Annotated in this window: 23 protein-coding genes and 1 riboswitch; of the genes, 16 read left to right on the top strand and 7 right to left on the bottom strand. The window is 39.7% G+C overall.

The window, feature by feature from the left end; genetic code table 11:
- Positions 1–144 precede the first annotated feature (144 nt).
- From J576_RS08410 to recJ, 8 genes are all read left to right on the top strand, one after another.
- On the top strand, positions 145–417 hold the full coding sequence (locus J576_RS08410; protein ID WP_002054071.1) for a hypothetical protein: 273 nt from the start codon (positions 145–147) through the stop codon (positions 415–417).
- A 36-nt stretch (positions 418–453) separates the two neighbouring features.
- A riboswitch (yybP-ykoY riboswitch) is annotated at positions 454–650 on the top strand.
- 15 nt (positions 651–665) lie between these two features.
- Positions 666–1,241: a TMEM165/GDT1 family protein gene (locus tag J576_RS08405; RefSeq protein WP_002053748.1), complete on the top strand. Its 576-nt coding sequence runs from the start codon at positions 666–668 to the stop codon at positions 1,239–1,241.
- Between the two features lie 267 nt (positions 1,242–1,508).
- Complete coding sequence (locus J576_RS08400; RefSeq protein ID WP_002054019.1) at positions 1,509–2,306, top strand: oxygen-binding di-iron domain-containing protein; 798 nt, start codon at positions 1,509–1,511, stop codon at positions 2,304–2,306.
- Between the two features lie 92 nt (positions 2,307–2,398).
- Positions 2,399–2,764 (top strand): YkgJ family cysteine cluster protein, encoded by a 366-nt coding sequence (locus tag J576_RS08395; RefSeq protein ID WP_002053785.1) that lies wholly within the window; start codon positions 2,399–2,401, stop codon positions 2,762–2,764.
- A gap of 135 nt (positions 2,765–2,899) precedes the next feature.
- The gene (gene guaB, locus J576_RS08390) at positions 2,900–4,366 is read left to right on the top strand and encodes an IMP dehydrogenase (RefSeq protein WP_002053986.1); all 1,467 of its coding nucleotides are present in this window, start codon (positions 2,900–2,902) and stop codon (positions 4,364–4,366) included.
- 149 nt (positions 4,367–4,515) lie between these two features.
- Positions 4,516–5,853, top strand: coding sequence for a phosphoglucosamine mutase (gene glmM / locus J576_RS08385; RefSeq protein WP_002053874.1), 1,338 nt, complete (start codon positions 4,516–4,518; stop codon positions 5,851–5,853).
- A gap of 10 nt (positions 5,854–5,863) precedes the next feature.
- On the top strand, positions 5,864–6,520 hold the full coding sequence (pdxH, locus tag J576_RS08380; RefSeq protein WP_002054058.1) for a pyridoxamine 5'-phosphate oxidase: 657 nt from the start codon (positions 5,864–5,866) through the stop codon (positions 6,518–6,520).
- Positions 6,521–8,221, top strand: coding sequence for a single-stranded-DNA-specific exonuclease RecJ (gene recJ, locus J576_RS08375; protein ID WP_002053888.1), 1,701 nt, complete (start codon positions 6,521–6,523; stop codon positions 8,219–8,221). It abuts the gene before it with no gap.
- A 42-nt stretch (positions 8,222–8,263) separates the two neighbouring features.
- Here the strand turns inward: recJ and J576_RS08370 are convergent, their stop codons facing one another.
- Entirely contained in the window at positions 8,264–9,031 is a 768-nt protein-coding gene (locus J576_RS08370) for a putative porin (protein ID WP_002053751.1), read from the bottom strand.
- A gap of 392 nt (positions 9,032–9,423) precedes the next feature.
- On the opposite strand from J576_RS08370, the gene prfB reads away from it, so the two are divergent.
- The 5 genes from prfB (at position 9,424) to J576_RS08345 (ending at position 14,273) form a co-directional block, all read left to right on the top strand.
- Positions 9,424–10,519 (top strand): peptide chain release factor 2 gene (gene prfB / locus J576_RS08365; RefSeq protein WP_099143691.1). Its coding sequence is split into 2 segments (ribosomal slippage): positions 9,424–9,495 and positions 9,497–10,519, totalling 1,095 coding nucleotides; the frame shifts between segments, so codons are not numbered across the junction.
- Positions 10,520–10,718: 199 nt separating this feature from the next.
- Positions 10,719–11,021, top strand: a complete 303-nt coding sequence (locus J576_RS08360; protein ID WP_002053977.1) for an ArsR/SmtB family transcription factor — start codon at positions 10,719–10,721, stop codon at positions 11,019–11,021.
- A 28-nt stretch (positions 11,022–11,049) separates the two neighbouring features.
- Entirely contained in the window at positions 11,050–12,108 is a 1,059-nt protein-coding gene (locus tag J576_RS08355; RefSeq protein WP_002053864.1) for an alkene reductase, read from the top strand.
- Positions 12,109–12,276: 168 nt separating this feature from the next.
- The gene (locus J576_RS08350; RefSeq protein ID WP_002053996.1) at positions 12,277–13,569 is read left to right on the top strand and encodes a 3-deoxy-D-manno-octulosonic acid transferase; all 1,293 of its coding nucleotides are present in this window, start codon (positions 12,277–12,279) and stop codon (positions 13,567–13,569) included.
- On the top strand, positions 13,566–14,273 hold the full coding sequence (locus tag J576_RS08345) for a 16S rRNA (uracil(1498)-N(3))-methyltransferase (RefSeq protein ID WP_002053903.1): 708 nt from the start codon (positions 13,566–13,568) through the stop codon (positions 14,271–14,273). The genes J576_RS08350 and J576_RS08345 overlap by 4 nt, the downstream gene beginning before the upstream one ends.
- On the opposite strand, the gene J576_RS08340 is transcribed toward J576_RS08345, so the two are convergent.
- Both J576_RS08340 and J576_RS08335 read right to left on the bottom strand, forming a co-directional pair.
- Positions 14,262–15,233 carry a mechanosensitive ion channel family protein gene (locus J576_RS08340; protein WP_002053811.1) on the bottom strand — a complete coding sequence of 324 codons (972 nt, stop codon included), beginning with the start codon at positions 15,231–15,233 and terminating at the stop codon, positions 14,262–14,264. The genes J576_RS08345 and J576_RS08340 overlap by 12 nt on opposite strands.
- A 113-nt stretch (positions 15,234–15,346) precedes the next feature.
- A complete protein-coding gene (locus tag J576_RS08335; RefSeq protein WP_002053807.1) occupies positions 15,347–15,922 on the bottom strand; it encodes a DUF805 domain-containing protein in 576 nt (191 codons plus the stop codon).
- Positions 15,923–16,216: 294 nt separating this feature from the next.
- Between J576_RS08335 and acs the strand changes: the two genes are divergently transcribed.
- Positions 16,217–18,166, top strand: coding sequence for an acetate--CoA ligase (acs, locus tag J576_RS08330; RefSeq protein ID WP_033844818.1), 1,950 nt, complete (start codon positions 16,217–16,219; stop codon positions 18,164–18,166).
- 42 nt (positions 18,167–18,208) lie between these two features.
- Here the strand turns inward: acs and J576_RS08325 are convergent, their stop codons facing one another.
- A complete protein-coding gene (locus tag J576_RS08325) occupies positions 18,209–18,751 on the bottom strand; it encodes a cysteine hydrolase family protein (RefSeq protein ID WP_002054030.1) in 543 nt (180 codons plus the stop codon).
- Positions 18,752–18,856: 105 nt separating this feature from the next.
- On the opposite strand from J576_RS08325, the gene J576_RS08320 reads away from it, so the two are divergent.
- Positions 18,857–19,270, top strand: a complete 414-nt coding sequence (locus J576_RS08320) for an Lrp/AsnC family transcriptional regulator (RefSeq protein WP_001019411.1) — start codon at positions 18,857–18,859, stop codon at positions 19,268–19,270.
- A gap of 91 nt (positions 19,271–19,361) precedes the next feature.
- Here J576_RS08320 and sfnG read toward each other — a convergent pair whose 3' ends face one another.
- Both sfnG and msuE read right to left on the bottom strand, forming a co-directional pair.
- Complete coding sequence (gene sfnG / locus J576_RS08315; RefSeq protein WP_002053823.1) at positions 19,362–20,474, bottom strand: dimethylsulfone monooxygenase SfnG; 1,113 nt, start codon at positions 20,472–20,474, stop codon at positions 19,362–19,364.
- A gap of 44 nt (positions 20,475–20,518) precedes the next feature.
- Entirely contained in the window at positions 20,519–21,256 is a 738-nt protein-coding gene (gene msuE, locus J576_RS08310; protein ID WP_002053935.1) for an FMN reductase, read from the bottom strand.
- Positions 21,257–21,632: 376 nt separating this feature from the next.
- Here msuE and J576_RS08305 point away from each other — a divergent pair, with 376 nt between their 5' ends.
- Entirely contained in the window at positions 21,633–22,283 is a 651-nt protein-coding gene (locus tag J576_RS08305; RefSeq protein WP_001023261.1) for a response regulator, read from the top strand.
- Between the two features lie 42 nt (positions 22,284–22,325).
- On the opposite strand, the gene J576_RS08300 is transcribed toward J576_RS08305, so the two are convergent.
- On the bottom strand, positions 22,326–23,093 hold the full coding sequence (locus J576_RS08300; RefSeq protein WP_002053878.1) for a hypothetical protein: 768 nt from the start codon (positions 23,091–23,093) through the stop codon (positions 22,326–22,328).
- Positions 23,094–23,338 lie beyond the last annotated feature (245 nt).

The raw sequence follows: 23,338 nt of genomic DNA, 5'->3' as shown, positions 1-23,338 counted from the left end.
TGAAAGATCATACTAAAACCTCGCTTCGGCGGGGTTTTGTTTTAATGTCTATTTGACTTAATTTTTAGGTTAATCTACAGATTAAGCAGGATTTATCGAGAGTGAGGAGAAATTTCTCGTTATTACATAAAGGAGAAGTAGTAAATGTTAGGTTTTCTGAAAATTATGTTGCCCTTACTATTGATTGTGTTTTTATTGATGGGAATATGGGTCAGTATTTTACACTTCCCGTGGGAATGGATGACTTATGTGGTGATGGGTTTTGAGGTGTTTGTTGCTACTTTGATTTTGCCCTTTGAATATCAGGCTGGAACGAGCAGTAGCCCTATTGGTTTTATTCATATAAGTGCTTATTTTGCAGTGATATTAGGTATTGCACGATTAGTCGTGTGGGCGTGGATAAAATTTGTTACTTGAAAGTTTGAAAAATCGAGTGACTTGAATATAATAAACGCATACTTCATTGGGGAGTAGCCGCTATTCACAGCAAAGGTGAATAGGTGATGGTCAACATAATTGTTCAACAGAACATGGTCATCATAGCTTAAACGTCTCATCGTTTCTGAGTTGGCAAGACCTTTGATTTACCACTCTGCAATCATTTTATGATATTTGGCTAGCAGGAGGGGTAGGTCATAGGCATTTATGCTAGCCAGAGAACCGACATGCAAGAATTTCTGATTTCTACCTCGATTGTTGCCCTCGCTGAAATGGGCGATAAAACTCAATTGTTGGCACTTTTACTATCTGCGCGTTTCCGTAAGCCAATTCCTATTTTAATTGCGATTCTTTTAGCAACACTTATTAATCATGGTATTTCTGCTGTGCTTGGGCAATGGATTACCACAGTTCTAAGCCCTGAAATTTTAGTCTGGGTTCTCGCTGTTGGTTTCATTGGTATGGCATTCTGGATGCTTATTCCGGATAAGCTCGATGATGAAACTGATAGCATTAATAAATGGCAAAAATTTGGTGTTTTTGGGGCAACCTTTATTTTATTTTTCTTAGCAGAAATTGGTGATAAAACCCAAATTGCGACAGTCGCTTTAGCTGCACGCTATGACAGTATTTTCTGGGTGATGCTAGGTACAACATTAGGTATGATGATTGCCAATGCACCAGCTGTATTTATTGGTAATAAATTAGCTGAACGTCTCTCTATCTCACTGATTCATAAAATTGGTGCAGCTATTTTTTTCGTTGTAGGTGTTTCTACGCTAGTACAGCATTATTTCTTCTAAGTTATTTTCAATTTGTATAAAAACGCATTCATGAAGAGTGCGTTTTTTTTGAGCTTTGAAGAAGTTAAACTTTACGATATAGCTTATTTAAGAAATGTTAGAGGATTACTCAATTTCTTGATGATTCATTTCTAGAATAAGAAAAGTAAAATCTATTTTAAAATATTATGAGAAATATCAATTAATTCATTGCAAGCATTTTAGAATCCCTTTATTTTAGTAGGGATATAAAAATATCTAATATTTAAAATTTTTTTGGGGAATTGTATGGGGTTTGAAAAAACAACATCACAGATATTATTTGATAATGGCGTACATAAATGTATTAGTTTTACCAGTTTGGTCAAAGGGGAAGGCATACAAGCCAATCAATTTTTAATTATTGATCATGAACGAGCAGCCGTTATTGACCCAGGTGGCGACTTGACCTACGTTCCATTGACGATGGAACTTAATAAATATACTCGTCTTAAAAATTTGGACTATGTAATCGCTTCGCATCAGGACCCAGATATTATTACTTCAATGCCTCGTTGGTTAGTTTATACCGATGCTAAAGTGGTGGCCTCTAAATTGTGGGCACGATTTTTACCTCACTTAAATTCCTCATTTATGAGTGAGCGTATGAAAGGAAATTGGGAAGATCGTCTGATTGAGCTACCAGATCGTGGTCAAGTGATTCAACTGGGCGAATCAAAGCTTGTCATGGTTCCGGCCCATTTCCTACATTCGGTAGGTAATTTTCAGTTTTATGATCCAGTTGCCAAGATTTTATTTTCTGGTGATATGGGGGCTTCTATTGTGGAGGATGCAAGTCAGCCTCTCAAAGATTTTGATGCCCATGTGATGAAAATGAAGGCTTTTCATCAGCGCTATATGTGCTCCAATAAAGTTATTCGTTTATGGGTCAACATGGTCCGTCAAATGGATATTGAGATGATTGTACCTCAGCATGGTAGTCCATTTATTGGTAAAGAAATGATTAATCAGTTTTTAGACTGGATTGAAACCTTACCATGCGGCGTAGATTTAATGACTGAGCAAATTTTTAGCTGTCCCACATAAAAAGTTATCTTCAATATCTTGAGTCCAATTTGAAATTTTTTTAGGATTTTGCGCCATAGAAAAAATTTTTGATGACGAGAATTTGAATAAAAATGTTATCTCAAGTTGCGACTCCAGATGAGTGCCTACGCTGTGGGGCGTGTTGTGCACATTTTCGGGTTTCATTTTATTGGGCTGAGGCCGAGTTAATGGATGAACATCTCGTTGAACCTTTAACACCCGTTTATTCGTGTATGCGTGGAACCAATCAAGCTCAGCCACGATGTCAGGCTTTAACAGGTGAAATTGGTAAAGAGGTAGGTTGTTCTATTTATGCTGTGCGTAGTTCTACCTGTAAAGAAGTACAGATTGCTGATGAACAGTGTAATAAAGCACGCTTGGCGCACCAATTGATTCCTTTGATTGAGGTAAGCCCAGCAGATTCAGAAAATGATCATGATTATGATCAGGTGAGTTAAATATGAGCTAACACGATAATAAGTGAGAAATATTTAGAGTAGGTAAATATCTATTGCTGAAAAAGGCAAAGATAATATGAAAATTGCATTGAAATTTGTTTATAATAGCTCACGGAATTTACCAGTGAGATTGTTATGCTGACCATCGTTCAAGAAGCGCTAACCTTCGATGATGTCTTATTACTTCCTGCCTACTCTACTGTTCTCCCAAAAGATGTCTCTTTAAAGACACGTTTAACTCGCGGCATTCATTTAAATATCCCATTAGTTTCAGCTGCAATGGATACAGTGACTGAGTCACGTATGGCGATTGCAATGGCGCAAAATGGTGGTATCGGGATTTTGCACAAAAACATGGATATTGCTGCTCAAGCTGCAGAAGTACGCCGTGTGAAAAAATTCGAAGCGGGTATGGTGAAAGATCCAATCACTGTAACCCCAGAAACCACAGTACGTGAACTTATTGCAATTACCAGCGCTAATAACATTAGCGGTGTACCTGTTGTTAAAGACGGCAAGGTTGTTGGTATTGTGACAGGCCGTGATACACGTTTTGAAACTAACTTGGAACAACCTGTTAGCAACATCATGACAGGCCAAGATCGTTTGGTGACTGTGCGTGAAGGCGAGTCTAAAGAAAATATTCAAGCATTATTGCAAAAGCATCGCATTGAAAAAGTTTTGGTCGTTGGCGAAAACAACGAACTTAAAGGTTTAATTACGGTAACTGACTTCCGTAAAGCTGAGAGTTATCCAAATAGTTGTAAAGATGATCTTGGTCGTTTACGTGTTGGTGCTGCGGTAGGTACAGGCGTTGAAACACCAAGTCGTGTAGAAGCATTGGTTGAAGCTGGTGTTGACGTCATTGTTGTTGATACAGCACACGGCCACTCTGCTGGTGTTATTGAACGTGTACGTTGGGTAAAACAAAACTTCCCTCAAGTCCAAGTGATTGGCGGTAATATCGCAACTGGTGATGCTGCATTGGCATTATTAGATGCAGGCGCAGATGCTGTAAAAGTAGGTATTGGTCCTGGTTCTATCTGTACGACACGTATTGTGGCAGGTATTGGTATGCCGCAAATTTCTGCGATTGACAGCGTAGCTAATGCACTGAAAGATCAAATTCCTCTAATTGCAGATGGCGGTATCCGTTTCTCTGGCGATATGGCAAAAGCGATCGGTGCGGGTGCAAGCACAATCATGGTTGGTTCACTTCTAGCAGGTACAGAAGAAGCACCTGGTGAGGTTGAATTCTTTCAAGGCCGTTACTACAAAGCATATCGTGGTATGGGCTCATTAGGTGCAATGGCTGGAGCGACAGGTTCTGCTGACCGCTACTTCCAGGATTCAAAAGCAGGTGCTGAAAAGTTAGTACCAGAAGGAATTGAAGGTCGTGTTCCATATAAAGGCCCAATGGGTAACATCGTTCATCAAATGATGGGTGGTTTACGTTCATCTATGGGCTATACAGGCTCATCAGTGATTGAAGACCTTCGCCAAAATGCGAAATTTGTGAAAATTACTTCAGCGGGCATGTCTGAGTCACATGTTCATGATGTAACGATTACTAAAGAAGCTCCGAACTATCGTGTTGGTTAGATTTTAGTAACCAAATCAAGTAAGAAAGCCGTCAGTACACTGACGGCTTTTTGTTTTTGGTGTAAAGTAAATCTGATGAAAATAGATATGGCAGAATAGCCATATATGAAATGAGCCACGGCTGAAGTGGCGTAAAAATGAGATAAGCTATGAGTTATTTTGGAACGGATGGTATTCGTGGAAAATTTGGGCAAATGCCGATTACACCAGAGTTTGCTTTAAAACTCGGGTTCGCCGCAGGGAAGGTATTAAAACGAACGAGTCCAAAAAATAAACCGCTTGTGGTATTAGGAAAAGATACACGTTTATCTGGCTATATTTTAGAGTCTGCTTTGCAGGCGGGATTAAACGCTGCTGGTGTATATGTTCACTTACTTGGACCATTGCCGACACCGGCTATTGCACATCTTACCCGTGCCTTACATGCGCATGCAGGGATTGTTATTTCTGCATCACATAATCCTTATTTTGATAATGGAATTAAATTTTTCTCAAGTGAAGGTAAAAAATTACCAGATTCATTACAGGAAGAAATTAATAAAGAATTAGAAAAAGAGTTATTTATTGATGACACTGCGAACTTAGGTAAAAGTGTTCGTGTAAATGATGCAAATGGTCGTTACATTGAATTTTGTAAGTCTACATTTCCATATCACTTCGATTTAAATAATTTAAAAATTGTTGTGGATTGTGCACATGGTGCAGCTTATAGCGTTGGTCCATCAGTTTTCCGTGAGTTAGGCGCCAAAGTTGTTGCTCTGTACAACGAGCCAGATGGTTTAAATATTAATGAAAACTGTGGTTCGACTCACCCAGAAAGTTTACAAAAAGCAGTAGTTGAGCAAGAAGCTGATCTAGGAATTGCCTTTGATGGCGATGCCGACCGTGTCGTGATGGTTGATAAGTTTGGGAACTTAATTGATGGTGACCACATCTTATATATTTTGGCGACTCAAGCGAAAAACAAGCCAGTAGGTATTGTTGGTACTGTTATGAGTAATATGGCGCTTGAAATTGCACTTGAAAAAGCAAACGTTGGCTTTGTTCGTGCAAAAGTTGGTGACCGCTATGTATTACAAGCATTAGATGAAAATGGATGGGTTACAGGTGGAGAGCCATCTGGACATATTTTAACGTTAGATAAGAGCACAACAGGTGATGCGATTATTGCAGCACTTCAAGTGTTAACTGTAATGGTTGAGCAAAATAAAGCGCTCCATGAATTGGTTCAGGACTTTAAATTATTCCCACAAGTGCTTGTAAATATACGTTTAGAACAAATGCTTGATCCATACTCTATTCCAGCATTAGTGACTGAGTTCAATAAAGCAGAAGAACAGCTTAAAGGACGTGGACGTATTTTAGTTCGTAAGTCTGGAACTGAGCCAGTCATTCGTGTCATGGTTGAAGGTGATGACGAACAAGAAGTGAATGCTTTGGCTGAACATTTAGCAAATGCAGTCCGTTCACAAGCGCAAGTTGCATAAGGTATATGGCATGAGTGACGTCATTAAAGACTTAAGCGAATTACGTTTAAGCTATGAACAAGGTGAATTGTACGAAACACAAGTCGCGAGTAATCCGCATGAACAATTCTTAGGTTGGTTTAATCATGCCTTAGCCGCCAACTTGCACGAACCATATGCAATGTCTTTAGCAACTGCGAGCGCTAGCGGTCGTCCACATGTCAGAACTGTATTGTTACGCGGTGCGACAGAAGCAGGTTATGATTTCTATACCAACTATGACAGCCAGAAAGGGGCAGATTTGGCAGAAAATCCCTATGCTGAACTGTTATTTTATTGGCCTAGCTTAGAGCGTCAGGTACGAGTGGGTGGTCATGTCGTCAAAATTCCTGAACAGGAATCTACCGACTATTATCATAAGCGTCCACGTGACAGCCAGATTGCAGCTCATATCAGTACACCGCAAAGCGGTAAGATAGAAAGCCGAGAGTTGTTGCAACAGCGTTTTCAAGACTTTCAACAACAAGTTCAAAGCCGTGAAGTACTCGATAAGCCAGAGTTTTGGGGCGGATATCGTCTGCAACCGGACTATTATGAATTCTGGCAAGGACGACCAAATCGTTTACATGACCGCTTGAGTTATGAAAAAATCGACGGTCAATGGACATTGCACCGACTGATGCCTTAAATGACAAAAATACAAATTAAACAAAGACCTTTATTGACGCGCCCTGAACAGTTTCAGGGCGTGCCTCCGTTTATTGCCGAGATTTTGGCAAGACGTGGGGTGCAATCTGAACAAGAATTAGAGCTAAAACTTAAGAACCTGCTTGCTCCAGAGCTCAAAGGGTTGGACGCTGCTGTCGCATTAATGGACCAAGCCATCGATGAGCAGAAAAAAATTGTCATTGTAGGAGACTATGATGCTGATGGTGCAACTAGCACTGCTTTAATGATGCTCGTGCTTCGCGATATGGGAGCACAAGTCGACTATCTGGTACCAGATCGTTTCAAATATGGTTATGGCCTTACTCCAGCCATTGCTGAGCTTGCTTATCAAACTTATAAACCCGATCTATTAATTACGGTAGATAATGGAATTTCCAGCCATGCTGGTGTTGATGCAGCACATGCCTTAGGCATGCAAGTAATTATTACCGATCATCATTTAACGACCAAAGAAACCCCGCTTGCTGAGGCGGTAGTAAACCCGAACCAATTAGGATGTGAGTTTCCAAGTAAGGCGCTTGCCGGTGTTGGCGTTGCTTTTTATGTACTTGCCAATTTGGCGAGTCTACGCAATAGACAAGGCAAAAGCACAAGTAAGGTGACTCAATATTTAGATTTAGTCGCTTTGGGAACTTATGCCGATGTTGCTGTTTTGGATTATAACAACCGTATTTTGGTTGATGCCGGTGTAAAACGTATTCAGCAACATCAGTGTCGAGTAGGGATTTTAGCTTTACTCGATATTGCTGGTCGGGAAGCAACTTCAATACGTGCGCAAGACTTAGGTTTTGTGCTTGGACCACGCATTAATGCTGCTGGACGTATGGAGAGCATGCGCATTGGGATCGAGTGTTTATTAGCAGATTCGATGGAAACTGCATACCCCATTGCTCAACAATTAAATCAGCTAAATAAAGACCGCCGCCAAGTTGAAGGGGAGATGAAACAACAAGCTTTATCGGCTTTAGATAATTTGCAGCTTTCACAACAAGATATCCCACCGGCGCTTGTTCTATTTGAAGAAAACTGGCACCAAGGTGTCATCGGGATTGTCGCGGGGCGTTTGAAAGAGCAATTTCATCGGCCAACGATTGTTTTTGCACCCGATGAGGATGGCGTTCATATTAAGGGCTCAGCACGTTCAATCGATGGTGTTCACATTCGAGATACTATTGAGCAAGTTGCTGAACAACATCCTGAGTTGGTCAGCCATTTTGGTGGACATGCTGCGGCAGCCGGCCTTACGATTCGTAAAGAAAACTTTGAAGCTTTTAAAACCGTATTTAATGATTGTGTAGCTGCGATGGATGAATCAATCTTTCAAGCGACATTATGGACTGATGGTGAGTTACCTGTCTCTGCTTTGCAGTTAGATACCTTGAACTGGATTGAGCAGTTAGGGCCATGGGGACAAAAATTTCCACTGCCTCAATTTGAGGGACATTTTAAAGTTATCGATTTCCGTTGGCTCAAAGAGACACACCTGAAACTTAGACTAGCGATAGATCAATACAGTTTCGATGCGATTGCTTTTAACGCAGCCGGCCGCTTCGAGTTTGATCCAATGCGTGACCATGTACATTTAGTTTATGAAATAGACCGTAATGTTTTTAATGGCAATGTGAGCTTACAGCTACGAATTGTGCATTTAAATCAATAAAAAATCCGCTCAATTGAGCGGATTTTTTAAATCTAGGTAAGATTAGAAGCGGTATGCTGCACGAACACCATAAGTGTTGTCGTTATCACCGAAACCAATACGACCTTCAAGACTTACTTGCTGATTTAAGAATTTTTTAGCATTAATGCCCCATTCGTCTTTATCAGTTAAGTCATTGTTGTAGTAGTCCACACCTAAACTTAAAGTTTTATCGATGTAGTAGTCACCACGAACTTTATATTCGTCAAGGTCACCAAACGCACCATACGCTTCAAGGTTTACGTCATGTTGACCAACTTGAGTTACGTATTTCGCACGAACGGTAGGATCTGCGCCGTCTTTACCGTCTTTTTCGTCATAACCTTTAACACCCAAAGCAAGTAACAAACCTGGTGCTGGTAAGTAACCTACTTCTGCAGCATAAGTTGTAACTTTTTGGTCGTAGTTTGTGTTGTCGATTTCACGTTCATTTCTACCTACATCACCGCTAAGGTAGAAGTCAGTGTTAGGAACATAGTATTCAACGCCTACGCCATATTGAGTATCTTTAGTACCGCTGTTATCGCCATAGTTAACGTGTGCGTTAACGTTGCTTGCACGGTTTAAGAATGCTGCTTCAGCAAGCGGTGCATTACGTGTTTGAACAGGGTTGAAATAATAAGTCCCATCAACACCAAATTTACTTACGCTGCTGCCGTTATCTGGATCAAGATAAGTGTAAGAACCACCAACTTCAGCTTGGTAAGCGTTTGCTGCGCCACTTACTGCAAGTGCAGATAAAAGAGCTGATGCAATTGCTAGTTTTTTCATGGAATCTCTCCCCTCTAAAAACGATTTTATAAATGTTTTGTTACAACTTTTAGTCTAGAGCAAAAACATTTACCGTCAATCTTGTGCAAGTAACCGGACTGTAACCATGTGCTTTTTTTGTAACTATATTTAATTTAAGATATTGATTTTAAAATATAAAAACATAATGTTTTATTTTATTAAAATTGAGGAGATTTTGTGTAGAAATTCAAAAATGCTGGAAAAGTACCCAATTTTGTATGGGGATGTTACGAATTAAGCTTAAAATCTTCTGAAAGAAAATTAAAAAATTTATAAATTGAAATGACGGTTATGAATTAAAGCAGGTTCGAAGATAACCATAGCTATGATAAAATATTCGACTGTTTATCTGTTTTTATGGGAACACTCGCGTGGAAATTAATCCTTATCTAAACCAATTGAAAGACTTAACTGATCGTAGCCAAACACTACGGGGGTATCTTTGACTACGATCTGAAAAAAGAACGTTTAGAAGAAGTTTTACGTGAGTTAGAAGACCCTGCGATCTGGAATGATCAAAACCGTGCTCAGGCAATGGCAAAAGAAAAGGGCGAACTAGAAAACGTTATTAACGTTTTAGATGGTTTATCTACACAGCTTGAAGATGCAAAAGCAATGCTGGATTTAGCTGTTGAAGCTGATGATGAAAGCTTGCTGGTAGATGTACAATCTGAGCTTGGCGCTGCCGAAGAAGAATTAGCAAAACTTGAATTCCGCCGTATGTTTAGCAACCCAATGGATCCGAATCCTTGCTATGTCGAGATTCAAGCAGGTTCAGGCGGTACAGAAGCACAAGATTGGGCTTCAATGTTATTACGTATGTATATGCGATGGATTGAACGTCACGGTTTTAAAGCAGAACTTATGGAAGTATCTGATGGTGATGTAGCAGGTATCAAATCTGCAACGATTCGCGTTGAAGGTGAATATGCATATGGCTGGTTACGTACAGAATCTGGTGTACACCGTTTAGTGCGTAAGTCACCATTTGACAGTGGTAACCGTCGTCATACTTCATTCTCTGCGGTATTTATTTCACCAGAAGTTGATGACAATATCGAAATCGATATTAATCCTTCTGATGTTCGTACCGATACTTACCGTGCATCTGGTGCAGGTGGTCAGCACATTAACAAAACAGATTCAGCAGTTCGTTTGACGCACATTCCATCAGGTATTGTGGTTGCATGTCAGAACCAACGTTCACAACATGCGAACCGTGATCATGCATGGAAACAGTTACGTGCAAAATTGTATGAACTAGAAATGCAAAAACGTAATGAAGCAGCTCAAGCACTTGAAGACTCGAAGTCTGATATTGGTTGGGGTAGCCAAATTCGTTCTTATGTACTTGATGACTCTCGTATTAAGGACTTACGTACAGGTGTTGAAAACTCAAATACTGGTGCAGTTCTTGACGGTGATCTTGATCGCTTCATTGAAGCGAGTTTAAAGCAGGGGTTGTAAGAGTCTTTTGAACTTTTAGTTCTTTTAAACTCTTAAATTTTTAGCGATTAAAACGGCAAAGCAGTTCAGTGATCGGAAGTTAATCGGAAAAATACGATATGAATATCGAAAAAAATGGATATGAATATCGAAAAAATGCGATATTATGTTTTCGAAATGCTGAACAAAGCTTTGTTCGTTTAAAAGACGTGTTGAGCCTATGGATATTGATGCAATTAGCAAAGCCCTAGCCAATCCTCTTCGTCGGCAGATTCTGCAATGGTTAAAGGAACCTGCGCATTATTTACCGGTAGAAGAATGTGGTGGTAGTTTTGAAAAAGGGGTTTGCGCAGGTCATATTGAACGTTTGGGTAAAGTAGCTCAGTCTACAATGTCCAATCATTTGTCTGTATTACAGCAGGCTGGTCTCATTCAGGTCCAAAAATATGGACAATGGTCTTATTTTTCACGTAACGAAGCTTTGATTCAGCAATATATCGAACATTTAAAACAAACACTTTAAAACAAATAAAGTGTAAGTCGAGGCGATCATGGCTGAACTCAATACTCCCTTAACAGTTGGTGATTTTGAAATTAAAAATCGACTGGTAATGGCCCCATTAACACGTGCACGTAGTGGAGAAAGTCGTGTTCCAAACGACTTAATGGTGGAATATTATCAGCAACGTGCAAATGCTGGTCTCATTCTCACTGAAGCAACAGTGATTGGTTCAAAAACTGTGGGTTATGCAGACACCCCTGGACTATGGTCACAAGAGCAGGCACAAGCGTGGAATAAGATTATTGAAGCAGTTCATGCACAAGGTTCAAAAATTGTAGTTCAACTTTGGCATGTGGGTCGTATTTCCGACCCTGAACTTTTGGATGGTGATATTCCTGTTGCTCCAAGTGCAATTCAACCTGCGGGTGAAGTAAGTTTATTACGCCCTAAACGCCCATATGTAAAACCACGTGCGCTTTCGATTGAAGAAATTAAAGAAGTTGTTGCTCAATATAAACATTCAGCAGAACTAGCTAAAGCAGCAGGTTTTGATGGTGTTGAATTACATGCTGCAAATGGTTATTTAATTGACCAGTTCCTTCAAAGTAATACCAACCAACGTAATGATGAGTATGGCGGTCCAGTTGAAAACCGCGCCCGCTTGTTATTGGAAGTGGTTGATGCATTTATTGAAGTGTGGGGCGCTGGCCGAGTAGGTGTACATATTGCACCGCGTGGCGACTCTCATGATATGGGTGATGAAAATCCGCTAGCGACATTCGGTTATGTGGTTGAACAATTAAGTCAACGTAATGTTGCTTTCATTTTCTCTCGTGAATATGAAGCAGCCGATAGTATCGGTCCACAATTACGTCAAAAATTTAATGGCGTGTGGATTGCCAATGAAAACCTGACACCAGAGTCAGCAAAACGTATTTTGCGTGAAGGTCAGGCAGATGCTGTATCTTTTGGTAAGGCTTATATTGCTAACCCTGATCTATTACAACGTTTAGAGCAAGGTCTGCCATTAAATGAGCTTCAACCAACGACTTTATATGCTAAAGGCGCTGAAGGTTATACGGACTATCCTGCTTTAGAAGCTTCTTAAAATCATTATTTTATTTAGATTTACTATTTACTGAACTTACTCTTTTGTGAGTTCAGTCAATGACTTTTCTTGTATATGGTAGAGTTTAGGTATCGAAACTCTGCCATTTTTTTTATCTATGTTATATTTTCCCCAGTTTTTAAATTTTGACTATTTGAGGCAAACCGCTTGGCGACCCCTTTTTGGTACAACACAGCACTCCATTTATTAAAACCGTTTTATCGTTGGCGGATAAAAAGACGTGCAGAAAGTCTGGAATTATATCATCAGGAATGTCTGGAACGATTTGGGCCGTTTGAAGATCCGAAAAATGTAAAAGCCATCTGGTTTCATGCGGTTTCAGTTGGAGAAACCAATGCTGCGCAGCCACTTATTGAGCACTATCTCAAACTTGGCCAGCCAGTTTTAGTGACCAATACTACAAAAACCGGTCAGGCACGCGCTAAGTCACTTTTTTTAAAAGAGCCATATTTAGATTTATTCCAAGCAGTTTATTTGCCTGTAGATCAAAAGCCTCTTTTAAAACAATTTTTCGAATCATACAAACCGAGACTTTTAGCATTAGTTGAAACTGAGCTTTGGCCCAATTTAATTGATCAAGCCAAATTACAGCATGTACCATGCTTATTACTTAATGCTCGTTTATCTGAAAAGTCAGCAAAGGGTTATAGTAAAGTCTCAAGTTTAACTGCCGGTATGTTAAAGCAAATCGATTGGGTATTAGCACAAGATAGTGCAACCCGTCAGCGTTATGTCGAGCTTGGTTTAGACGAGCATAAAAGTCAGGTTGTTGGAAATATTAAATTTGATATTCATGCACCTGAGGCTTTTATTAAGCAAGCTGCTCAATTGCATCAGCAGTGGTATTTGGCAAATCGTCAGGTTGTGACGATTGCCAGTACACATGCACCTGAAGAACAACAAATTTTAGAAGCACTTGCGCCTCATTTAAATTCAGACCGTCAGCTGGTGTGTATTGTGGTGCCTCGTCATCCTGAACGTTTCGACGAAGTATTTGAAATTTGCCAAAATTTAAATTTAGTTACGCATCGTAGAAGTATGGGACAGAGTATCCATGCAAGCACACAGGTTTATTTAGCCGACAGCATGGGGGAGCTTTGGTTATGGTATGCCTTAAGTCAGGTGTGCTTTGTAGGTGGTTCTTTAAATGAGCCGGGTGGTGGACATAATATTTTAGAACCGATGGTTTTAAATGTACCTACAGTGGTTGGACCACGTTACTTTAACTTTCAAACGATTGTTGATGAGTTCATTGATGAAAATGCTGTGCTTATCGCTCAAGATGCACAGCAGGTCGTTGATATCTGGCTAGCGTGTCTAGCAGAGCCTGAGGCGACTGAACAGCTAGTGGCACAGGCGCATAAAGTATTGCATCGTAATCAAGGTTCATTACAAAAACATATCGGGGTGATTAATCGCTATCTGGCCGAAAAATCATGAATATTGTTTTACTAGAGCCTGAAGATGTTCAATCGGATACATGGTCTATCCATTCAAAACGTCAATTACAGCATTTGCGTGAACATCTTGATATCACGGTCGGCCAGAACCTAAAAGTTGGTATTCGCAACGGCGTCCGTTATATCACTGAAATTGTTTCAATAAATGAGCACGAAGTCCGTATACGCCCTATTCGTGAAGAAGCAGTACCAACGAAGCTTCCAGTTCATTTAATTTTGGCTTTACCACGGCCTAAAGTCTTACGTCGTCTAATTATGGACAGTGTGACTTTAGGTGTTGAAAAGATAAGCCTAATTCATAGTTATCGCGTTGATAAAAGCTATTGGCAAACGCCATTTTTACAGCAAATTGAACAATACGTTACGCTTGGACTTGAGCAAGCAGGCGACACAATTGTTCCTGAAATTCAAATGTATAAACGTTTTAAACCTTTTGTTGAAGACGTTTTGCCAACCCTAATTTCAGAAGAATCTCCTGCCTATGTGGCTCACCCTTATGCCGAGCAGAGTATGCCAATTAATATTAGCCATGCTTGTAGTGTAGTGGTCGGGCCGGAAGGTGGATTTATTCCTTATGAAGTTGATTTACTCATAAAAAACGGTTGCCAAGCGATGAGCTTAGGCAACCGTATTTTAAGAACCGAAACGTCTATTTCTTATATTTTAGGGCGTTTATTTAGCTGAGTTCTCAGCATTCAATGGCGAATGATTAGCGGCCATTTTTAATTCCTGAATAGGGTAAGGAATATTAATGCCATTTGCATTAAAGGCTTGTTTTACTTCGGCTTGAATAGTACTTGTAGATGACGAAATATCTGTCTCAGTGGTATTAATCCACCAACGTACCGTAAGGTTAACCGAAAAGTCTGCTAGAGCTGTCACGTTAACTGAGAAAGCAGGCTGGCTGAGTACATTACGGTCATTATTGAGAATATCTAAAATAATTTGTTTCGCTTTTTGCTCATCGTCATCATAACCAATACCGACTACGAACTCACAGCGACGTTGTTGGTAAGCCGTATTTACCGTTAAAGCACTCGTATAAACGGTTGCATTTGGAATAACGATACGACGGCCATCCGGTGAGCGCAGGAACGTTGCACGAATCTGAATATCTTCTACAGTTCCTTCAAGTGAATTCACTACAATCGAATCGCCAATACGGAATGGCTCGCTCAATAAAATCAAAATACCTGAAAGCAGGTTTTGGAAAATATCTTTAAATGCAAAACCAATTGCGACCGAACCAATACCCAATGCACTCATGAGTTGGCCTGGCGTAAACCCTGGAATCATAATGACTAAAGCAATTAAGAAACCAAAGAATAAGATTGCTGTACTACCGACACGGTTTAAAACAAGAACCAAATTTTGGCGAGTATAAGAACGATTTTCTAAAGTCTTACGCACAAAGAATTTAAATAATTTGGTCAGTAGCCAAAAAATAATAAAAACGGTAATCGCAATGCAGATATAAGGTACACGTTCCCAAAAACTATCTACGATTTTGTCGATAGTAGTATAGGCATCATGGTATTTCTCGGTATGTGCTAAAACCGTTTGTGTGGTTTTAGTACCTGCTTCTTGCAAAAGTTCGCCTGTATTTTTTGCAACATCCGTTAAGGATTTTTGTTCATCAGCCACGACAAGTCTCTAATTAAATAAATTCATGAAAGCCTTTTTAGCTTTCATCATAGTAGGAGATAAAATGTGCGCCTACTATAATGAGTTCATCTAAATAATAAAGTGTTTTTTAATTAAAAGTATTGCGTTCCTTTTTGTAAAATTTGTGTTGGGGTTTGGATAGTATCGGTACCAGAGAAGTAGTAAAAAAAGCCTGCGGTAGAAATAAGGCTAATTAAAATAGCGATTAAAATAAGCCAAGCCATCAGTTTCTCGATAAAGGTTGAAGGCCGAACAGGGCCATACTGATTTGGGCCTGCAGTACCAGAAGCAAGTAATAAATAGATCATAAAAAAGAACTGAACCACCGGAATAAATAACAACAGGCCCATCCAGCCACTTTTATTTAAATCGTGTAAGCGCCGAACGACCAGAATAATATTGAGGTAGATCAAAAATAGCCAAAAAGCCCATACTACTAAGGCACTTACGCCGGAAAGAGAGCTATAAAACTCAAAATTAAATAGATCGCTTGAAAGCTGAAAACTTCCAAGAAAGGAAGCTAAAATGAAATAACCTATAAGTGTAATTAAATAAATTAGGCCATATCCACCTAAATAACTCATGCGGTTAAAGCGACCATGAATTGAAAAAGGACTATCTTTAAACGGAAGCTCTGGTGGTCGTGAAGAGGGAGTTTCGGCAAACATCTTATTTTATTCCTGCACTGCTTCTAAAAGCTAAAATAAACTTTGTTGATGGTCAAAACCATCAAAACTTAAAAAAATTATAAAAGTAAAAGCTATAGACAAATGTTTTAAATCAACTTAATTTTATAAAAATGTTCACAATTTCGTATGTTTGAGTAAGTGGTTAATATATGACCAAAGTCGGATTGTTTTGACTTTGAGAGAGTCATCATACTGAACAGGCATACAAATAAGATCCAGTAAAATAATAGCCACAGTCTCGAGATGGGATGCACAAGATCAAGGAAGTTGCGTATGAATGAGATCTATCCAGTACCAGAGGAATTTAAAAAAACAGCTCGTACTGTTGAAGCAGACTACTTTAAACGTTATCAACACTCTATCGAGAACCCAGATGAATTCTGGGCAGAGCAAGCTAAAATTGTCGATTGGATAAAGCCATTTACCCAAGTTAAAAATACCAGTTTTGACAAAGACAATTTCAAAATTGAGTGGTTTGCTGATGGTGAGTTGAACGTTTCAGCAAACTGTTTGGACAGGCATCTTAAAGAACATCCACATAACCCTGCCATTATTTGGGAAGGTGACCATCCTTCTCGTCATAAAATCGTTTCTTATAAAGAATTACACGATGAAGTCTGCCGCTTTGCCAACGTTTTGAAGAAATATGGCATTGGTAAAGGTGACCGCGTTGTGCTGTATATGCCAATGGTGACTGAGGCTGCAATTGCCATGTTAGCCTGTGCCCGTATTGGTGCAGTTCACTGTGTGGTATTTGGTGGCTTCTCGCCAGACTCTTTGGCAAGCCGTATTGAAGACAGCCAAGCTAAACTTGTAATTACCGCAGACTCAAGCCTACGTGCCGGTAAGCTGTTACCACTTAAAGAAAATGTCGATTTGGCTTTAGCATTGCCGGGTACCGAATGTGTTGAAAATGTGATTGTGGTTTACCGTAATGCAAACCCAATCGAAATGAAGCCAGGCCGTGATTTGTGGTATCACCTTATTATTATGGAGGTGGATGCTGACTGTCCTCCAGAACCAATGAAGGCAGAAGACCCTTTATTTATTCTTTATACCTCAGGCTCAACAGGTAAACCCAAAGGTGTGTTGCATACCACAGGCGGTTATCTGGTCTATGTAACCAGTACTTTCAAAGAAGTCTTCGATTTAAAACAAGACGATGTGTATTGGTGTACAGCCGATATTGGTTGGATTACAGGGCATAGTTATCTGATTTATGGTCCGTTGGCAAATGGTACGACCACCTTAATGTTCGAAGGTGTACCTCAATATCCAACATGGGCACGTCTTGGTCATGTGGTCGATAAACATAAAGTTTCTATCTTGTATACAGCGCCAACTGCGATTCGTGCCATGATGCGAGAAGGTGATTCGTATGTACGTGAAAGTAATCGTAGCAGTTTACGTTTACTTGGTTCGGTTGGTGAACCTATTAACCCAGAGGCTTGGAACTGGTACTACAATGTTGTTGGCGAAGGCCGTTGCCCGATTGTTGATACATGGTGGCAAACTGAGACAGGTGGTATTTTGATTGCGCCATTACCGGGTGCAACAGCTTTAAAACCAGGTTCGGCAACGCGTCCTTTATTTGGTATTCAACCAGCCATTGTAGATGGTGAAGGTAACGAGTTAGAAGGTGCAGCTGAAGGTAACCTTGTGATTAAAGATTCATGGCCAGGCCAGATGCGTACTATTTGGGGGGACCCAGACCGCTTTATTGAGGCGTATTTCTCAACCTTCAAAAATACTTATTTTACAGGTGATGGCGCCCGCCGTGATGAAGATGGTTATTACTGGATTACAGGTCGTGTTGACGATGTCTTAAACGTTTCAGGCCACCGTCTAGGTACGGCTGAAATTGAAAGTGCTCTTGTTTCACATGAATCAGTAGCAGAAGCAGCCGTGGTAGGTATGCCGCATGATATTAAAGGACAAGGTATTTGTACTTTCGTGACCTTACAGGCGGGTGTTCCAGAATCGGAAGAGCTGCGTAAAGAGTTAATTAACTGGGTACGTAAAGTACTCGGGCCAGTAGCTTCGCCAGATGCCCTGCACTGGGCGCCAGCATTACCTAAAACGCGCTCTGGCAAAATCATGCGCCGTATTTTAAGAAAAATTGCGGCAAACGAGCTTGATAGTTTGGGCGATACCTCAACCTTAGCTGAACCTGCTGTAGTAGAGCAGTTAATTGCAACGGTTTATCCCGATAGACAAAAATAATCTCTAAAAAAGCCCCTAAGGGGGCTTTTTTATTAAGCACCATTAAGAGCTTGCTAGAAAGTCAGTCGTATTTTGTACATTTGCAAATGTACTAAGCGCAGTTAAAAAAGCTATTTGCACGTCTTCAGCTTTTACGGTCTTTCCAGCATAGCTTAAATCACGTGTTGCGGTGGCATCTGCAATTAAGATAGGTTGATAGCCAAGCTCTTTGGCTGCACGTGTCCCTGAATCAATACACATATGTGTCATCATGCCTGTAATCACGAGTTGATCAATTTGGTGCGCTTTTAAAAGTTCTTCTAAATTAGTTTCTAAAAAACTATTGGGATAATGCTTAGTTACAACCAATGAATCATTATGAACATGCAGTTCGGGATGAAGTAAAACCCCATCTGTATTTTCTTGAAAAAAACTGGCTTGTGGCGGGTTAATATGTTGCACATAAATAATCGGTAAATCTTTTTCATTAAAATATTGCTCGAGCTGTTTTATTTTATCGAGCGCTTGATCTGGTCCAACCAATTCCATTTTGCCATTTTTAAAATAATCATTTTGTACATCGATAACTAACAGTGCTTGTTTCATGAGAACACTCTTGTTGATATGAGATAAAACAAGATTATTCTCTGCTTGAAAAATCGGCTATAGTCAAATGAAAGCATTATCGCAAGTTTTCTTTCGCCATGAAAAATGAATATTGAATTAGACCCGATTGATCTAAAAATTATTGCATTACTCAAGCAAGATTCCCGTTTAACAAATAAAGAAATTGGTCAGCGTGTCCATCGAACGGGGCAGGCTGTAGGTGCTCGAATAGCCCAGTTGATGGATGCAGGAGTTATCAAAAACTACACCATTGCTGTGCAATACCTACATAAACAATTTATTCATTTGCATTTAAATGAACAACGCGCTTTTGAAGAAATTGAAAATTTGGTCAAGCAATACGAACAGATTGATGAATGCTTTAAGGTTATGGGTAATGCCTGTTATATGATTGTGAGTCATTTTGAACCTGCAGCATTAAATGAATTTATTGAGGTTCTTTCAAAATGGTGCCGCTATTCAGTTGAAACTGTTGTTCGAGAAGTTGAGAAATCTTAAAAAATAAAAGCTCCAAGCCGAGTCTTGGAGCCAATAAAACTTTATTTTAATTTGTTATTTTTATTATCTTGCGCTGTTTAACTGGAGTTTTTTAGGCTGATTTAGCTGGGATTTCTACCTCCTTTTCCTGTTGAAGTTCTAACTGACGAACGAGCGGCAGAACTTTTTCTCCGAAATATTCCACCTCTTCAATAAAGTGTAAGAAACCGGAAAGAACCAAATCGACACCTACATTTTTAAGCGCCACAATACGCTCTGCAATTTGCTGAGGTGTACCAATTAGATTGGTTTTAAAGCCATCGTTATATTGAACTAAATCTTCAAAAGTTGATTTTGCCCAGTTGCCTTCTTGTTCTGGTGAAGCCGCACCCGCTTCACGAGTTGCATCGCCAAATGCATTGACTGCTTCAGTATTGGCTTTATCAATAATTTCTTGAAGTACTGCTTTAGCTTCTTCTTCGGTATCTCTGGCAATAATGAACGCATTTACCCCAATTTTGACATGGTGATTATTGGCTTTTGCTTTGGTACGAATATCTTCGACTTGTTTTTGAATTTCTTCTACAGTATTACCATTGGTGAAATACCAGTCGGATACACGAGACGCCATGTCTCTTGCAGCACGTGAACTGCCGCCCTGAAAGACTTCAATATGTGGTTTTTGCAGAGGTTTTGGCTTAAGTGTGTAGTTCTGGAATTGGTAATACTTACCATCGAAACTATAGTTATCTGTGGTCCAGATTCCTTTTAGCGTGCGAATAAACTCTTCAGAGCGAACATAACGCTCATCATGCTCAGGCCACTCTTCACCAATCGCATCAAACTCGCCTCTAAACCAACCACTTACCACATTAATAGCAATGCGGCCTTCGGTTAGATAATCAATCGTAGCCAGCTGTTTAGCTGCAAGTGCCGGTTTCCAAGGGCCGGGTAGAATCGCCGCAATCACTTTAAGTTTCTCAGTTTTTGCAAGTAATGCATGACTGAAACTCACAGACTCATGCTGGTTTTCTGCCCCATAGCCCGCCGTAAAACGAATTTGAGTGAGCGCATATTCAAAACCATTGTTTTCGGCAGCCTGTGCAAGTCGAACATTGTAGTCATAACTCCAATCTGTACGCTGTTCGATGTTACTCACTACAAGGCCACCGCTTACATTTGGTACCCAATAAGCAAATTTAATTGGTTGTTGTAATTGCGTCATGGTGCTCTCTCCCCATTCGTTATTTTTATTTAGCTATATTGCGCTTAGGCAACATGCGTTAATGATTTACCGGACTTGTGATGCAAACGAGATTCGGCTGCATCAAGGTTTGGTACAGCTGCCGAAGGTAATACTTCTTCTTGCTCAATTTGCTTATTAATACCAAGCTCTTGATTCGCTTGTTGAGATTTAGGTTTAACCACCTCAGCACGTTTACCTTTTGCTGGCGCCCATTCTAGAATTGGCAATGCACGCGCTACGGCCAGTGTAATACGGTCAGCTAGTTGCTCACTTTTCACTGTATATTCAGGAGTAAAGTCGCGATCTGTTGCGTATACGCCAATTGGTAAAGTTTGTGCTTGGAAGAAGCTGAACAATGGGCGAAGTTGGTGTTCGAGTACCAGAGCATGGCGATCACTACCACCTGATGCAGCTAAAAGTACAGGTACATCGACTAATGCAGTTTGTTCAACGAAGTCAAAGAAGTGTTTGAAAAGACCGGTAAAAGAGGCACGGTAGACAGGTGTACCCACAATCAAGGCATCTGCTGCTTCAACTGCTGCAAGGTCATCTTGTACACGTTGCGGGAGTTGATTGCGATAAAATGCACCGCCTAATAATGGTCCGATTTCACTTAATTTAATAAAGTGAACTTGAATATCAATTGCTTCAGATAACTCATCAAGAATGGCCTGAACCAGACTTTCGGTTTTAGATGGGGTATTTAAGCCACCAGAAACAGCAACAATATTTAAAGGTTTTGATGATGCGATACCAGTCATGATTTGGTTCCTAAGCCTAAAAAACAACATTGGACTTATTAATCAACAATGACGGCAAACTGTAAAATAACGAAATTGGTCAACCTTATCAGTTTTAAATATAAAACCCGAATAGTTGATTTTTATAATTTAATAGTAAGTTAAGCAATTGTTTTTATTTTATATAATTATTGGTGATATCTTTTTTAGAATAAAAATGAAGCTTATATAAAAAATAGATTAATTTTGATTAAAAGGTAAAAAACAACGGGAAAACGAAGCAAAGGACTGTATTTAACAACATTTTGCATAAAAATGGATAAGATGAGCATATCTTTCATCTAAATAGTAGGGTTACAATAGGCCATACTTATGCTCAAGATTACTTTAATCGCTTATGAATATTTTAATCGTTGATGATCATCCTTTGTTTCGTCATGCTTTGATTCAAGCAGTACGTTATAGCCTGCCACAGGCACAAATTCATGAAACAGCTTCGGTTGATGAGTTTTATGAGCGTTTGGAAAATGGGGCAGAACCTGATCTGGTATTACTTGATTTAAACTTACCAGGTGCTTCAGGCTTTTCTGCTCTGGTCTATGTAAGAGCACAATATCCCTCTATTCCAATTATTGTGGTTTCTGCACACGAAGAAGCGTCAATTATCCAACGTGCGATTGCGCATGGTGCAATGGGTTATATTCCTAAATCGGCTCATCCAAGTCATATTGGTGAAGCGATTCGTCAAGTTCTAGATGGCGAAATTTGGTTACCACCAAACCTTCCATCAAATATTAATCTTGACCCGCGTGCGGCAGATGAAACTGCTTTGGCTGAACGTATTCAGTCGTTAACGCCTCAACAATTCCGTGTTTTGATGATGGTTGCGGAAGGTTTGTTGAATAAACAGATCGCTTATGAGCTTGATGTTTCAGAAGCCACCATTAAAGCGCACGTAACCGCTATTTTTAGAAAACTAGGCGTACAAAATCGTACACAGGCTGTATTGGCAATCAGCGCATTAAATATTGAAGATAAAAAAATCTAAAATAAAAAAGACCTCAATGGAGGTCTTTTTTATATGTTCCACTTAAGCAAGGCAATCTTGCTTAGGTGTTAGGCTGTCGCAGTACAGTGGGTTAAGAGCACATTGCAAATCATCAATTTGTTCTTGAGTTACGTAGCCTTTACTTTTTAAATATTCAGCTACCCGGTCATCACGCAAGCTTAAGAAAGCTGCATCATAAACCCCTAAATCAACAAAAAGTGCTGCGGTTTCTAGGCTATTGAACCGGTCAAGGAAAATATCATTGTCATACATTAAGAAGATATGGTCAAGTTTTGCTTTTTCATCTACATGCAAACGCTCAGCAAGTTGATGTGGAGGTGTCTTAATAAAGAGCAAGTCAGAAAGTTCATCAAACTGAGTCATATCTAACTGATTTTCTCCAAGTTTGACATGGCCAAGCCAAGCTTTGAAAACCAGAACAGCACCGCCACGGAGTAACATGCTCCAGATTTGATGGCGTGTGTCATGATCAAGATTTTCACTTTCAGCAGTGAGGACTTTTAAGAAGTTCTCTTCTTGTTGCGCTAACTTGTCAAATAAGCCCAAACCTTGCGGATGATAAGCAGCAGGTGCAAATACATCAAAATTTAAATCATGAAACACATTAAGTGCGAGGGGCACAGCACACTGATAAATTGTATTAAGAGCTTTGATATGTGCTTCGCTCAGCTTGCTGTGCGGAAAAATACTTTGCCAATCTAACTCTGGAAGTAAGGCATTGGCACTGTATTGGCGATAAAACTGTTGAGAAGAAAGTTGGCCTTGCGGGCTGTTATCAGAAATATTCATGGCAGTGGTCCTTTGCGTTAATTCATGAGGAGGGGTGCGATCAGGCAAAATAAGTTCAAATAAATCGTCAGACGAATAAAATGCGTTTTGAATATTTATGTGTCATGCAGAATGCAAGTAGAATAAGACTAAAGTCGTATATAGTGATTTTTATTAAATAAATAATTATAAAAACAATAACTTATTAAATTGTAACTAAGTGTACAAGTGTTCACTTACAAAAAAGGTGAGCTTTGCCATAGAAA

It is taken from the genome of Acinetobacter sp. 766875 (genome assembly GCF_000582055.1).
GTDB lineage: Bacteria > Pseudomonadota > Gammaproteobacteria > Pseudomonadales > Moraxellaceae > Acinetobacter > Acinetobacter nosocomialis.
The sequence above is the reverse complement of the archived record's forward strand: the minus strand, read 5'-3'. Positions and strand labels throughout refer to the sequence as shown.

Coding starts and splice junctions, on each gene's coding strand:
- J576_RS08410 (WP_002054071.1), top strand. CDS start 145: ATGTTAGGTTTTCTGAAAATTATGTTGCCCTTACTATTGATTGTGTTT.
- J576_RS08405 (WP_002053748.1), top strand. CDS start 666: ATGCAAGAATTTCTGATTTCTACCTCGATTGTTGCCCTCGCTGAAATG.
- J576_RS08400 (WP_002054019.1), top strand. CDS start 1,509: ATGGGGTTTGAAAAAACAACATCACAGATATTATTTGATAATGGCGTA.
- J576_RS08395 (WP_002053785.1), top strand. CDS start 2,399: ATGTTATCTCAAGTTGCGACTCCAGATGAGTGCCTACGCTGTGGGGCG.
- guaB (WP_002053986.1), top strand. CDS start 2,900: ATGCTGACCATCGTTCAAGAAGCGCTAACCTTCGATGATGTCTTATTA.
- glmM (WP_002053874.1), top strand. CDS start 4,516: ATGAGTTATTTTGGAACGGATGGTATTCGTGGAAAATTTGGGCAAATG.
- pdxH (WP_002054058.1), top strand. CDS start 5,864: ATGAGTGACGTCATTAAAGACTTAAGCGAATTACGTTTAAGCTATGAA.
- recJ (WP_002053888.1), top strand. CDS start 6,521: ATGACAAAAATACAAATTAAACAAAGACCTTTATTGACGCGCCCTGAA.
- J576_RS08370 (WP_002053751.1), bottom strand. CDS start 9,031: ATGAAAAAACTAGCAATTGCATCAGCTCTTTTATCTGCACTTGCAGTA.
- J576_RS08360 (WP_002053977.1), top strand. CDS start 10,719: ATGGATATTGATGCAATTAGCAAAGCCCTAGCCAATCCTCTTCGTCGG.
- J576_RS08355 (WP_002053864.1), top strand. CDS start 11,050: ATGGCTGAACTCAATACTCCCTTAACAGTTGGTGATTTTGAAATTAAA.
- J576_RS08345 (WP_002053903.1), top strand. CDS start 13,566: ATGAATATTGTTTTACTAGAGCCTGAAGATGTTCAATCGGATACATGG.
- J576_RS08335 (WP_002053807.1), bottom strand. CDS start 15,922: ATGTTTGCCGAAACTCCCTCTTCACGACCACCAGAGCTTCCGTTTAAA.
- acs (WP_033844818.1), top strand. CDS start 16,217: ATGAATGAGATCTATCCAGTACCAGAGGAATTTAAAAAAACAGCTCGT.
- J576_RS08325 (WP_002054030.1), bottom strand. CDS start 18,751: ATGAAACAAGCACTGTTAGTTATCGATGTACAAAATGATTATTTTAAA.
- J576_RS08320 (WP_001019411.1), top strand. CDS start 18,857: ATGAATATTGAATTAGACCCGATTGATCTAAAAATTATTGCATTACTC.
- sfnG (WP_002053823.1), bottom strand. CDS start 20,474: ATGACGCAATTACAACAACCAATTAAATTTGCTTATTGGGTACCAAAT.
- msuE (WP_002053935.1), bottom strand. CDS start 21,256: ATGACTGGTATCGCATCATCAAAACCTTTAAATATTGTTGCTGTTTCT.
- J576_RS08305 (WP_001023261.1), top strand. CDS start 21,633: ATGAATATTTTAATCGTTGATGATCATCCTTTGTTTCGTCATGCTTTG.
- J576_RS08300 (WP_002053878.1), bottom strand. CDS start 23,093: ATGAATATTTCTGATAACAGCCCGCAAGGCCAACTTTCTTCTCAACAG.